15 protein-coding genes and 1 pseudogene are annotated in these 10,826 nt (G+C 67.0%); 7 read left to right on the top strand and 9 right to left on the bottom strand.

The genetic code is table 11. From position 1 onward, the window contains the following. The first annotated feature begins 97 nt into the window (after positions 1 to 97). Positions 98 to 1,921 carry a methyl-accepting chemotaxis protein gene (locus BM052_RS03710; RefSeq protein ID WP_091143385.1) on the top strand — a complete coding sequence of 608 codons (1,824 nt, stop codon included), beginning with the start codon at positions 98 to 100 and terminating at the stop codon, positions 1,919 to 1,921. Positions 1,922 to 2,041: 120 nt separating this feature from the next. Here the strand turns inward: BM052_RS03710 and BM052_RS03705 are convergent, their stop codons facing one another. From BM052_RS03705 to BM052_RS03690, 4 genes are all read right to left on the bottom strand, one after another. Further along, on the bottom strand, positions 2,042 to 2,836 hold the full coding sequence (locus tag BM052_RS03705; protein WP_091143906.1) for an NUDIX hydrolase: 795 nt from the start codon (positions 2,834 to 2,836) through the stop codon (positions 2,042 to 2,044). Positions 2,837 to 3,333: 497 nt separating this feature from the next. Beyond that, a complete protein-coding gene (gene grxD / locus BM052_RS03700; protein ID WP_091143382.1) occupies positions 3,334 to 3,663 on the bottom strand; it encodes a Grx4 family monothiol glutaredoxin in 330 nt (109 codons plus the stop codon). Positions 3,664 to 3,692: 29 nt separating this feature from the next. After that, positions 3,693 to 3,926, bottom strand: coding sequence for a BolA family protein (locus tag BM052_RS03695; RefSeq protein WP_091143381.1), 234 nt, complete (start codon positions 3,924 to 3,926; stop codon positions 3,693 to 3,695). A 51-nt stretch (positions 3,927 to 3,977) separates the two neighbouring features. Next, positions 3,978 to 4,301, bottom strand: coding sequence for a DUF1476 domain-containing protein (locus tag BM052_RS03690; protein WP_091143378.1), 324 nt, complete (start codon positions 4,299 to 4,301; stop codon positions 3,978 to 3,980). A 334-nt stretch (positions 4,302 to 4,635) separates the two neighbouring features. On the opposite strand from BM052_RS03690, the pseudogene BM052_RS20200 reads away from it, so the two are divergent. From BM052_RS20200 to BM052_RS03670, 4 genes and pseudogenes are all read left to right on the top strand, one after another. Continuing rightward, positions 4,636 to 4,686 (top strand): annotated as a pseudogene (locus BM052_RS20200) (Killer protein); the annotation flags it as partial. A 4-nt stretch (positions 4,687 to 4,690) separates the two neighbouring features. Next, positions 4,691 to 4,981 carry a HigA family addiction module antitoxin gene (locus BM052_RS03680; RefSeq protein ID WP_091143375.1) on the top strand — a complete coding sequence of 97 codons (291 nt, stop codon included), beginning with the start codon at positions 4,691 to 4,693 and terminating at the stop codon, positions 4,979 to 4,981. 159 nt (positions 4,982 to 5,140) lie between these two features. Next, complete coding sequence (locus BM052_RS03675) at positions 5,141 to 5,428, top strand: CopG family ribbon-helix-helix protein (protein ID WP_091143373.1); 288 nt, start codon at positions 5,141 to 5,143, stop codon at positions 5,426 to 5,428. Then, a complete protein-coding gene (locus BM052_RS03670; RefSeq protein WP_091143370.1) occupies positions 5,425 to 5,706 on the top strand; it encodes a type II toxin-antitoxin system RelE/ParE family toxin in 282 nt (93 codons plus the stop codon). Before BM052_RS03675 ends, BM052_RS03670 begins: the two co-directional genes overlap by 4 nt. Before the next feature lie 173 nt (positions 5,707 to 5,879). Here the strand turns inward: BM052_RS03670 and leuD are convergent, their stop codons facing one another. The 4 genes from leuD to BM052_RS03655 all read right to left on the bottom strand — a co-directional run bounded on the left by leuD (position 5,880) and on the right by BM052_RS03655 (position 8,669). Next, complete coding sequence (gene leuD, locus BM052_RS03665; RefSeq protein WP_091143367.1) at positions 5,880 to 6,482, bottom strand: 3-isopropylmalate dehydratase small subunit; 603 nt, start codon at positions 6,480 to 6,482, stop codon at positions 5,880 to 5,882. A gap of 12 nt (positions 6,483 to 6,494) precedes the next feature. Then, a complete protein-coding gene (locus BM052_RS19815; RefSeq protein ID WP_177198310.1) occupies positions 6,495 to 6,662 on the bottom strand; it encodes a hypothetical protein in 168 nt (55 codons plus the stop codon). 5 nt (positions 6,663 to 6,667) lie between these two features. Then, positions 6,668 to 8,101 carry a 3-isopropylmalate dehydratase large subunit gene (gene leuC / locus BM052_RS03660; protein ID WP_091143365.1) on the bottom strand — a complete coding sequence of 478 codons (1,434 nt, stop codon included), beginning with the start codon at positions 8,099 to 8,101 and terminating at the stop codon, positions 6,668 to 6,670. A 97-nt stretch (positions 8,102 to 8,198) separates the two neighbouring features. Beyond that, a complete protein-coding gene (locus BM052_RS03655; protein ID WP_091143363.1) occupies positions 8,199 to 8,669 on the bottom strand; it encodes a hypothetical protein in 471 nt (156 codons plus the stop codon). Positions 8,670 to 9,049: 380 nt separating this feature from the next. Here BM052_RS03655 and BM052_RS03650 point away from each other — a divergent pair, with 380 nt between their 5' ends. Then, positions 9,050 to 9,823: an alpha/beta fold hydrolase gene (locus tag BM052_RS03650; protein WP_091143361.1), complete on the top strand. Its 774-nt coding sequence runs from the start codon at positions 9,050 to 9,052 to the stop codon at positions 9,821 to 9,823. 33 nt (positions 9,824 to 9,856) lie between these two features. Next, positions 9,857 to 10,375 carry a sterol desaturase family protein gene (locus tag BM052_RS03645; RefSeq protein WP_091143904.1) on the top strand — a complete coding sequence of 173 codons (519 nt, stop codon included), beginning with the start codon at positions 9,857 to 9,859 and terminating at the stop codon, positions 10,373 to 10,375. Positions 10,376 to 10,424: 49 nt separating this feature from the next. Here BM052_RS03645 and BM052_RS03640 read toward each other — a convergent pair whose 3' ends face one another. Continuing rightward, positions 10,425 to 10,784: a YbaN family protein gene (locus BM052_RS03640; protein ID WP_091143901.1), complete on the bottom strand. Its 360-nt coding sequence runs from the start codon at positions 10,782 to 10,784 to the stop codon at positions 10,425 to 10,427. Between the last annotated feature and the right edge of the window lie 42 nt (positions 10,785 to 10,826).

Raw genomic sequence — 10,826 nt, 5'->3', positions numbered from 1 at the left:
GTCCGAAATTCAGGAAGCCGCACCTATCCTCGCGGACTGCGGAGAACGGTTTGCGCCGTGATCTCCGACGCATTCTGGAGGAAAGGGTAAAACGTCCATGGCTTTCGCGTCCGCGCAGGGCACCAGCTGGCTGCGCCGTCAATCGATCACCCGCCGGCTTGCCTTGCAATCGGTGGCGGCGGTGGTCCTGGCGCTGTGCCTTGTGGCCACCGTCGTGATTGGCTCGCTGTTGTCGCTGCGGATGCTCACGCTTGACGAGGCGACCTCGCAGGAGGCGCTTTACGCGGCGCTTCTTGAAAAGGATTTCGCCTCGCTTGAACGGGACGTGTTCCGCAACGCGGTATTCGGAACGGACGAAACCAGGGAAGGCTGGCAGAGCAACGCGAAGGACTTCGGGACTTCGATCGCGAATACGCGCAGCCGTGCGGCCGTGGAGGAAATCGCGCAGGTCGATATCGTCGGCGGCAAGACCAGGGACTATCTCGCCGCGGCCGAAGCGGCCTTCGCGCAGGGCGGGACCGACAAGGCGGCGCTGGACCGCGTCACCGCCATCGGCAACGACGTCGATGACAGCATCGAGAAGATTCGCGAACCCGTGATAGCGCGCAGCGAAGCGATCGCGGCGACGCAGCAGAGCCTGTCCAAGTGGGTCATGGCGTTGACCGTGGGGCTTGCCGGCCTGGTGGGGCTGGTATCCTATCTGCTGGCCCGCGCCATCCGCAACAGCATCGGCGACGAACTGAATTCGCTGCGCACGGCGATCGGCGCGATCGAAAGCGGCCGCTTCGAAGAGCCGATCGAATATCTGGACCGCGAGGACGAGGTGGGCGAACTGGCCCGCGCCGCCGCCCGGCTGCGCGACGCGCTGCGCGACAAGGAACGCGGCGACGAAGAGGCGCGCGAGATGATCGAGCTGGTCGGCGACCGGCTTCGCGCGATGGCCGATGGCGACCTGACGGTGGCGCTGCCCGCGCTGGGCGCGGCCTATCGGCGGCTGGAGCAGGATTTCAATGCCACTGCCGCGCGCCTGCGCGACGCGATGCAGTCGGTCTCGCGTTCGACCCACGCGATCCGCACCGGTTCGATGGAGATCAGCCAGGCTTCCGACGACCTGGCCCAGCGCACCGAGCATCATGCCAGCGAACTGGGCCAGGCCGCGGCCGCGGTCAGTGTTCTCACCGCGGCGCTGCGCGATACCGCGCAGAGCGCGGCCGAGGCGCACCTGGGCGTCGATGCCGCGGTAAGCGAGGCACGGCGCGGCGGCGAAGTGGTTGGCCAGGCGGTTTCGGCGATGGAGCAGATCGAGAAATCGACCGCCGAAATCGGCCAGATCATTTCGGTGATCGATTCGATCGCCTTCCAGACCAACCTGCTGGCGCTCAATGCGGGTGTCGAGGCGGCGCGCGCGGGCGATGCGGGCAAGGGTTTCGCGGTCGTCGCCAACGAGGTGCGCGGCTTGGCCCAGCGCTCCGCCGACGCGGCCAGGGACATTCGCGCGCTGATCGAGACCAGTTCCGCGCAAGTCGCTTCGGGCGTGGACATGGTGCGCAAGACCGGCGATGCGCTGACGTCGATCATCGGCCGCATCGATACCGCCACCCAGGTGGTGACCCATATCAGCGCCGCCTCGTCCGACCAGTCGAACAAGCTGCGCCAAACCAACGAGACGATAGGCAAGATGGACGTGGTGACCCAGCAGAACGCGGCGATGGTCGAGGAATCGACGGCGGCGGCGCGCAGCCTGGCGAGCGAGGCGGATGCCCTTGCGGCGCTGGTCGGCGGCTTCCGGATCGGCGACGAAACCGTCGTGCCCTTCGCCCCCGCGCGCGCCGCGCGCCCGGGCCGGGCCGCCCGGGGCGGCTCGATGCCGGCCGCCGCCGCGATGCAGGTTGTCGACAATTCCGACTGGTCGGAGTTCTGAACACCCGGATACCGCTGAACACGTCGGGCGCGAGAACCGAAAATAGGCGCTGCCCCCGCTCGTCCTGAGCTTGTCGAAGGACCGTTGGCGCGCCGCCGTCCCGCCCCCCACCTCGTGCGCTCAGCCGCGCTTGGAAGTCGCCTTGGGCTGCCCCACGACCGGATAGCCGTGGCCGTCGGCGATCACCAGCCATTCCTCGTCCAGGCGCTGCTCAAGGTGGGGATGGATGCGGGATACCGGGTGCGCGGCGATGTCGGCCAGCGCGTCGGCGAAGCAGGAGAACTGCGCCAGCCGTTCAAGGTTGCGATGGGTGGGGAAGATCACGCTGATCTCACCGCGGCGCGCCATTTCGAGCGCGCTGGCCGCGCTGGTCCAGAACAGGCGCGTGTTCTCGGTCTCGTCGATCGTCACTTCGACCGCGCCGGTGCCCAGATCGGTCACGAAGAAACGCGTGTCGAAGGCCTTGTCGCGCAAGGGGCACCAGTGCGCGTAAAGCGTCAGGGCCTCTGGCGCCAGTTCCCAGCCGAAGTGCCGCAGCACGGGCGCCAGGCTGCCGCTCTCCAGCAGCATGCGCCGCGCCTCCGCCGCTTCCCCCGCGCTGATCGGCGCGCGCGTGGCGATCATCAGCCCGGTCTCCTCCAGCGTTTCGCGAATTCCCGCGATGCGGGCGGCGGCGATCTCTTCCGCTTCATCCGGCATCAGCCGCCGCGCGAGTTCGCGGTCGCTGGGGTCCACGCGGCCACCGGGGAACACGGCGGCCCCGCCGGCAAAGCGCATTTCCCGCGCGCGCTGGACCATCAGCAGTTCGGGAGCGCCGCCATCCGCGGGCCGGCGAAAGATCACGACGGTCGCGGCGGGGACCACGGCGGGGCCATGCGCGGGTATCGGCTGGTCTGAAGGAGCGGTCGCGTGCATCGCCGGGCTTTCGCGCGCCAGCCGCCGGCAGGCAAGCGGAAAAGAAATGCCGATCGCGGCAAGCCCCTGTCGGAATGCTTTACATCCACGCATTCGCGAGCGGACAAATCGTGCCAGGAAAGGACGGAAATTCAGGGAAAATATTATTTGGCACGGCTTGTGCTTATACCAATCACGTACCCCAAAGCAGTCTCGACAGAGGCGGGGCCGACAAGTCTCCCGGCCCCGCCTCCCCGAGCAAACCCTCCCGAACATTCTGAGACCCGTTCATCCTTCGACAAGCTCAGGGTGAGCGGGGTTGATACCGGGCCTCCCGGGCGGAGACTCGTTTTCCCCTTTCGTCAATTGCGGGCGCGGCAATCCAGGGCGGTTTGGCTCCGCCTCGGATTGCCGCGCCCGCAATGACCAAGCGAAAGGGAAGCGAGAGTTCCGATCACTGAGATTGGGTATGGAGCGGATTCCGGGCGCGATGCGCCGGGTGGAAACGCGCCGGGCGTTCAGCCCTGGGCGGCGATGCCCGCCTGGGTCAGGAGCTGGTGCAACTCGCCCGCTTCGTACATTTCCATCATGATGTCGCTGCCGCCCACGAACTCGCCCTTGATGTAGAGCTGCGGGATCGTCGGCCAGTCGGAAAACGACTTGATGCCCTGGCGGATTTCCATGTCCTGCAGCACGTCCACGCTCTCATAGGGCACGCCCAGATGCTCGAGGATGGCGATGGCGCGGCTGGAGAAGCCGCACTGCGGGAACAGCGGGGTTCCCTTCATGAACAGGACGATGTCGTTGCTGTTTACAATTTCGCCGATGCGGGCGTTGACGTCGGACATGTTGGGGGGCCTCTTGCGTGTTCCAGACCTCAGTTGGGAATGGCGGTGGTCAGTTGCAAGGCATGGAGCGCGCCGCCCATGCGGCCGCCGAGCGCTTCGTAGACCATCTTGTGCTGGGCCACGCGCGGTTTTCCGGCGAAGGTGGAGGATACGACGTGCGCCGCGTAGTGATCGCCGTCCCCGGCAAGGTCGGTGATGGTCACTTGCGCATCGGGCAGCGCCCCGCGGATAAGCGATTCGATCTCGCTGGCGGACATCGCCATGGCCGGTCTCCGGTTCGTATCGGGCCCGGGGGTGCCGGGCCCGGGGTTGTGTCAGGCTTCGCCGAGGAAGGCGCGGCGCGCCTCGACCTGCTTGGCCTCGAGCGCGGTGCGCACTTCGGCCTCGGTGGTCTCGACGCCGGCGCCGATGAGGTCGCCCAGCAGCTTGCGGATCACGTCTTCTTCGCCGGATTCCTCGAAATCGGCCTGGACCACCGATTTGGCATAGGCTTCGGTCTCGGCCGGCGAGAGTTTCATGCGCCCGGCCGCCCATTCGCCCAGCAGGCGGTTGCGGCGGGCCTGGATGCGGAACTGGATGTCGGCGTCGTGTGCGTACTTGGCTTCTTCGCCGCGCTCGCGGTCCTGGAAACTCGTCATCGAAAATCCTCGAATGAATATCCCGGGCAGTCCGGGTCCTGCTTTTCCATCACTGCCGATACGGCGCGCGTTGATCCGGTTCAATCCCGATTCGTCCGCCGGCCCCGGGCAATCGCTCTTGCGGGGGCAGGTTTTCTTATGGTGGCGGTGCATGGAAGGGGGGACGGGCAGGCGCCAAGCGCCGATGGCCCGCGATCCACCTGATTGTCGTCATCCCAGGCAGGAGGTCGTAGGCAGTTACGAGATACAGGCGGGCATGATAATCGGATTCCGCACAAGGGCTTGAGACCTTCTATGGTCGGTCTGGGTCAATGGCAACTGGCGCGTCACGTTCCGCTTTGTCGGCACCGACGCCGAACTCGTCGATTATCAGGACTACCATTGAGGCCATGACAATGATGCACAACCCTCCCCATCCCGGCGAACTGCTTCGTGATGAAGTCATCGCGGTGCTGAACCTGTCCGTTACCGAGGCTGCCAGTCGGCTCGCGATGTCGCGGGTCGCCCTTTCGCGCGTGTTGAACGGCAAGGCCGCAATCAGCCCCGATCTGGCGCTGCGGCTCGAACAAGCAGGCGCGAGCACGGCGCGCGCGTGGCTTGCCATGCAGGCAAACTACGATCTTTGGCGCGCACGCCAGCACGTGCAGCCAGCCGTGCGCCCGTTGCAGGACGCCGCTTGAGGAGAGGTCGCCATGCCGAATCCAAGGCCTGACACCTGATTGGACGCAGTTCGAAGGCTATTCTCCGCAGACACACACAGACGATCGCGATCGAGCCTTTTGGGGTAAGCGGAAAGCGTGCTACAATGCACTCCCGGTGTAACACAGGAGTGCATTCGCATGGGCGAGGCAACCTTCACATTTCGAGTCGACGAAGCCCTAAAAGGCGCGTTTGCCCAAGCCGCCAAGGCCCACGACCGCACGGGCGCGCAACTTATCCGTGATTTTATGCGCGATTATGTCGCCGGCCAGCGAGAAGCGGCCGAGCATGATGGCTGGTTCCGTCGTCAGGTCCAGATTGGCCTGGATTCGGCCAATGCGGGCCATTTAGTCCCTGACGATGAGGTGGAGGCCGAAGCCGAGGCATGGCGGGAGAAGATGCGGCATAGGATCCCTGGTCAAGCGTGAAGCTTTTCTGGACAGTGGAAGCACGCCAGGATCGCCGCGACGCGCGCGAGCACATCGCGAATGAGAACCCCGTCGCGGCTCTGGCGCTCGACGAAATGTTCACGCGCAAGGCGCGAAATCTCCTTTCGCACCCGGCGCTCGGTCGCCCAGGGCGCATGGCGGGCACGCGCGAGTTGATCGTCCATCGCAACTATCTGCTCGTCTATGATGTCTCCGAGCAGGCAGTGCGCATCCTGCGTGTGCTTCATGCACGCCGCCGGTGGCCGCCGCGAGATTGAGGCACGCGCTTGTGCCGCAAGCCCTGCCGCTTTGTTCGACTCAATCTCATTGATCGGAACGCTAAGTTCTCCCTGCCTTCGTCATTGCGAGCCGCCGCAGACGGCGAAGCAATCCAGAGCGGTTCGCACATGCCGTGGATCGCCGCCCGCAATCCACGAAGGGAAGGGGAAGGTCAGTCCACGCTGGCCGGCGTGCGCGCCAGAAACGGCAGTTCGGCCCTGGTCTTCGCCTCGTGCGCGCTGATGGTTTCGCCCTGGGCCATGGTCAGGCCCACTTCGTCGAGGCCGTTCAGCAGGCAGTGCTTGCGGAAGGGATCGATTTCGAAGGCGAAGCGGTCCTGGAAGCGGGTGGTGACGGTCTGCGTCTCAAGGTCGATGTCGACGGGATCGGTCTTCGCCACTTCCAGCAGCCGGTCGATCGCCTGCTGCGGCAGCGCGACGGTGAGAATGCCGTTCTTGAAGGCGTTGCCGGAAAAGATGTCGGAGAAGCTTGGCGCGATCACGCAGGTGATGCCCATGTCCAGCAGCGCCCAGGCCGCATGCTCGCGGCTGGAGCCGCAGCCGAAGTTGTCGCCCGCGATCAGGATCGGCGCGCCGGCGTATTCGGGATCGGCGAAGACGTTGCCGGGCTCCTTCTTGACCGCTTCGAACGCGCCCTTGCCGAGCCCTTCGCGCGTGATGGTCTTGAGCCAGTGCGCCGGGATGATGACGTCGGTATCGACGTTCTTGCGCCCGAACGGAATGGCGCGGCCGGCGACGTGTGCGATCGGTTCCATCAATCGGCCTCCTCAGTCCGTTTCCGGCGCCTGTTCGGGGTGGGGCGGCTTTTCGTTGGCGCGGTTCCTGCGGCGCTTCACGAAGAGCAGCGCGGCGGCGATCGCGGCCGAGCCGATCGCGGCGGCGCCGGCGGCGATGGCGGCCCGGGTGGCCAGCGAGTTGTCGGGTTCGTCGGACATGTTTCCTATCCTACCAGTTCGCGCACGTCTGTCAGCCGCCCCGTCACCGCCGCCGCCGCCGCCATGGCCGGGCTCATCAGGTGAGTCCGCGAACCGGGGCCCTGGCGGCCGGTGAAGTTGCGATTGCTGGTGGAGGCGCAGCGTTCGCCGGGGGGGACCTTGTCGGGGTTCATGGCGAGGCAGGCCGAGCAGCCCGGCTCGCGCCATTCCAGGCCCGCCTCGATGATGACCTTGTCCAGCCCTTCGGCCTCGGCCTGCGCCTTGACCAGGCCCGAGCCGGGGACGACGATCGCCCACTTGACGCCGGCCGCCTTGTGGCGGCCCTTCAGCACTTGCGCGGCGGCGCGGATGTCCTCGATCCGGCTGTTGGTGCACGATCCGATGAAGACGTTCTGCACTTCGACTTCGGTCAGCCTGGTGCCCGGCGCCAGCCCCATGTATTCGAGGCTGACCTTGACGGCATCGCGCTTGGAGGCATCGGCGAAGTCTTCCGGCGCGGGGACGAGACCGCCGATCGCGGAAACGTCTTCCGGGCTGGTGCCCCAGGTCACGGTCGGCTGGATATCCTCGGCGCGGATCGCGACGGACTTGTCGAAGGTGGCGCCCTCGTCGGTCGCCAGGCTCTTCCACCAGGCCACGGCCTTGTCCCAGTCCGCGCCGGCGGGCGCATAGGGGCGGCCCTGGAGATAGGCGAAAGTCGTTTCGTCGGGCGCGACGAGGCCGGCGCGGGCGCCGCCTTCGATCGACATGTTGCACACCGTCAGGCGGCCCTCGACCGACATTTCCCGGAACACGTTGCCGCGATATTCGATCACGTGGCCGGTGCCGCCGGCAGTGCCGATCACGCCGATCACGTGCAGGATCACGTCCTTGGGGGTGACGCCGGCGCCCAGCTTGCCCTCCACGCGCACTTCCATGGTCCGGCTCTGCTTGAGCAGCAGCGTCTGCGTCGCCAGCACGTGCTCGACCTCGGTGGTGCCGATGCCGAAGGCCAGCGCGCCGACGCCGCCGTGGCAGGCGGTGTGGCTGTCGCCGCAGACGATCGTGGCGCCGGGCAGCGAGAAACCCTGTTCCGGGCCGACGACGTGGACGATGCCTTGCTCGCGGTCGGTCGCGTCGATGTAGCGGATGCCGAACTCGGGCGCGTTCGTCCTGAGCGCGGCCAGCTGGGTCGCGCTTTCCAGGTCCGCGATCGGCAGGACATGGCCCTGGGCGTCCTTGCGCGCGGTGGTCGGCAGGTTGTGGTCGGGAACCGCGAGCGTGAGATCCGGGCGGCGCACGGTGCGGCCGGCGGCCCGCAGGCCCTCGAAGGCCTGCGGGCTGGTCACTTCGTGGACGAGATGCCGGTCGATATAGACGAGGCAAGTCCCGTCGTCGCGCTGGTCGACGACGTGAGCGTCCCAGATCTTCTGGTAGAGCGTGCGCGGTTTCGTGGTCATGATGAGAGGCGATTAGGCGCGCCCGTCCCGCATTTCAAGCGGCACGAGCGCGTCTTTGCGGCTATCGGGCTGCCGCGTTCAGCGACCGCGCCGGCCCTCAGCGGCGATGCCCGCTTTGGGAAGGGCGGTTGTCGCGATCGTGCCGTTCCATGTGGAGCGCGCCGCGCACGCGGTCGATCTTGCGCTGCAACGATTGCAGTTCCCGTCCGTTAAGGCCGCCGCGGGCATAGTCGGCATAGAGGTGCTGGATCCCGGCGGTGTCGCGGCGCAGGCCGGCGGCCTCGCGCTGGGAGATCATGCGGCGGGCGGAGGCGCGGTCTATGTCGCGGCGCAAGTCGTTGATGTCCGAACGGATCATCGCCCCGCGCGAGGCGGTGTGGCGGCCTGCCTGGTGATGGTCGCCGCCATGGCGGTCGGTCTGTTCGTGATGCTGCCGCTCATAGGGCGTGGCGGCCTGGGCCGGGGCGACGGCGCCAAGCGCGAGCACGGCGGCAAGGGCCGGGGCGATGATCTTGGCGAAAGTGGACTTGGGGGCGAACCTGGGGGCGGGCTTGGTAAAGGCAGGCATGTTTTCGATCCTTGTTTCGACGAGCGGGGGTGATCCCGTGCATTCATGAATATGAGTTTGAAGATGAACGCCAGAAGACTCATCGGTCACAGTTCTGTCGGCATTTGTAACTAAGAGTCGCAAGCCGAAGGCAGTAGCTTCCCGCCGCGACCCGAAGGGAGGGGAAGCACGATAGGCACAAGTCGGGTGCAGGCATGTCCTGCCTTTGGGCGGGGCTGGCCTGCACCCGCATTCCCCCTGTACCCCTGTCGTCCCCCGCTTGTACCCCCGCCATACCCCCCTGGTCCCCCCTCCGTCCCCCCATTGCATTCGGGCATGTTCGCCTGCACACTTCGCCCGCAATGCCGGCGCGACGGCCGGCGATCGATAGGGGAAGATGGATGCGGTTCGTGCTGGTTCATGGCGGGCTCCACGGTGCCTGGTGCTGGGAACGCGTGATTCCCGAATTGCGGGCGCTCGGCCACCAGGCGATCGCCATCGATCTGCCCGGGCACGCCACGCGCGCCGAGGAAGAAGTGACCCTTGCCACGCGGCGACAGGCGCTGGTCGAGGTGATCGAACCGGGCGACGTGCTGGTCGGCCATTCGGCCGGCGGCTACGACATAACCCTTGCCGCCGACGCCGTGCCCGAGCGGATCGGGCACCTCGTCTACCTTGCGGGCCTGCCGCCGGTCGAAGGCAAGTCGCTGATCGAGGCGGGGCGCGACAGCCCGGTCTTCGAAACCGACGAGAGCGGCGGCACGCAGATGGCCGCCGACGATTCCGGGACCGAAAGCGCCATCGCCATCAACGCCCAGGGGGCCATGGAATGCGTCGATTTCGCGAAGACCTGGGCCATGTTCTACCATGACTGCGACGAGGACAGCGCGCGCTGGGCGTTCGAGCGGCTGACGCCGATGCCGATCGGCTTCCTCCAGGAGATCGTGAACCTGCCGCGCTTCTGGCGAACCGATCCGCCGCGCAGCTATGTCCATTGCCTGCAGGACCGTGTCGCCCGGCCCCGGCAGCGCGAGTACATGGCCCATCGGCTGGGGGTGGAGCCGCTGGTGATCGACGCCTCCCACTCGCCGTTCCTGAGCCGGCCGCGCGAGACGGCGGAATGCCTCGTCCGCGCCGCCGCGACACGCCCGGTGGGTCCGCTGCTGCCGCGATAGCCGCGCGCCGCGCGCGGTGTTATGGAAGGTCCCATGCCGCCGCTTGCCGCCATGCTCGTCTTCCTCGCCACGGTCGCGGCGATGGAATTCGTGGCCTGGTCGAGCCACAAGTACGTGATGCACGGGTTCGGCTGGGCCTGGCACCGCGACCACCACGAGCCGCACGGCAAGATCCTGGAGCGGAACGATCGCTACGCGCTGGTCGGCGCGGCCCTGAGCATCGCGATGTTCGCGCTGGGATCGCCGCTGGCGATGGGCGAGCGGGCGTGGGAGCCGGGGACGTGGATCGGGCTTGGCGTATTGATCTACGGGGTGATCTATACGCTGATCCACGACGGGCTGGTCCACCAGCGCTATTTCCGCTGGGTGCCCAGGCGCGGCTACGCCCGGCGACTGGTGCAGGCCCACCGGCTCCACCACGCCACGATCGGCAAGGAAGGCGGCGTGAGCTTCGGCTTCGTCGTGGCCCGCGACCCGGCGGCGCTCAAGCGCGAACTGCGTGAACAGCGCAAGGCGGGGATCGCGGTGCTGCGGGACGCGGTGGGGGATTGATTCCGGGTCGCTTGAAGCGAGGCTCGTTTCTCCCTCGCAGGCGCGTCGTCTACTCGTTGCGCGTCCATATCCAGGGCCCGACGATCGCCAGCACCGCGGCCGGGATCAGCACCCAGGGCCAGCCGAGGGTGAAGTAGGTGAACGGCACGCTCAGGCCCATCGCCAGGATCGCCGCCAGCTTGCCCTTGCGGCTGATCGCCCGCCGATCGCGCCATTCGCGCAAGTGGTGGCCGTGGGTGGGATGCTGGTAGATCCGCTCGGCCCATTCCGGGTGGCTCCCTGAAAAGCACGAGGCGGCCAGCAGGTAGAACACCACCGTCGGCATGACCGGCAGGAAAATGCCGATCGTGCCGAGCACGGTGAAGACGATCCCCGCCGCGAGCCAGACCGGGCGGCTAATCTTTTTCACGGCCGATGCCGGGCTGCGCTGAATGGGCCGCGCCAAGCCCAT

The sequence above is a fragment of the Novosphingobium sp. CF614 genome (genome assembly GCF_900113255.1).
In the GTDB taxonomy this organism is placed as follows: domain Bacteria; phylum Pseudomonadota; class Alphaproteobacteria; order Sphingomonadales; family Sphingomonadaceae; genus Novosphingobium.
This window is presented reverse-complemented; position numbering and strand designations above follow the sequence as displayed.

Bases quoted from the DNA above. Each gene is read 5' to 3' on its own strand.
- BM052_RS03710 (WP_091143385.1), top strand. From the start codon at position 98: ATGGCTTTCGCGTCCGCGCAGGGCACCAGCTGGCTGCGCCGTCAATCG.
- BM052_RS03705 (WP_091143906.1), bottom strand. From the start codon at position 2,836: ATGCACGCGACCGCTCCTTCAGACCAGCCGATACCCGCGCATGGCCCC.
- grxD (WP_091143382.1), bottom strand. From the start codon at position 3,663: ATGTCCGACGTCAACGCCCGCATCGGCGAAATTGTAAACAGCAACGAC.
- BM052_RS03695 (WP_091143381.1), bottom strand. From the start codon at position 3,926: ATGGCGATGTCCGCCAGCGAGATCGAATCGCTTATCCGCGGGGCGCTG.
- BM052_RS03690 (WP_091143378.1), bottom strand. From the start codon at position 4,301: ATGACGAGTTTCCAGGACCGCGAGCGCGGCGAAGAAGCCAAGTACGCA.
- BM052_RS03680 (WP_091143375.1), top strand. From the start codon at position 4,691: ATGACAATGATGCACAACCCTCCCCATCCCGGCGAACTGCTTCGTGAT.
- BM052_RS03675 (WP_091143373.1), top strand. From the start codon at position 5,141: ATGGGCGAGGCAACCTTCACATTTCGAGTCGACGAAGCCCTAAAAGGC.
- leuD (WP_091143367.1), bottom strand. From the start codon at position 6,482: ATGGAACCGATCGCACACGTCGCCGGCCGCGCCATTCCGTTCGGGCGC.
- BM052_RS19815 (WP_177198310.1), bottom strand. From the start codon at position 6,662: ATGTCCGACGAACCCGACAACTCGCTGGCCACCCGGGCCGCCATCGCC.
- leuC (WP_091143365.1), bottom strand. From the start codon at position 8,101: ATGACCACGAAACCGCGCACGCTCTACCAGAAGATCTGGGACGCTCAC.
- BM052_RS03655 (WP_091143363.1), bottom strand. From the start codon at position 8,669: ATGCCTGCCTTTACCAAGCCCGCCCCCAGGTTCGCCCCCAAGTCCACT.
- BM052_RS03650 (WP_091143361.1), top strand. From the start codon at position 9,050: ATGCGGTTCGTGCTGGTTCATGGCGGGCTCCACGGTGCCTGGTGCTGG.
- BM052_RS03645 (WP_091143904.1), top strand. From the start codon at position 9,857: ATGCCGCCGCTTGCCGCCATGCTCGTCTTCCTCGCCACGGTCGCGGCG.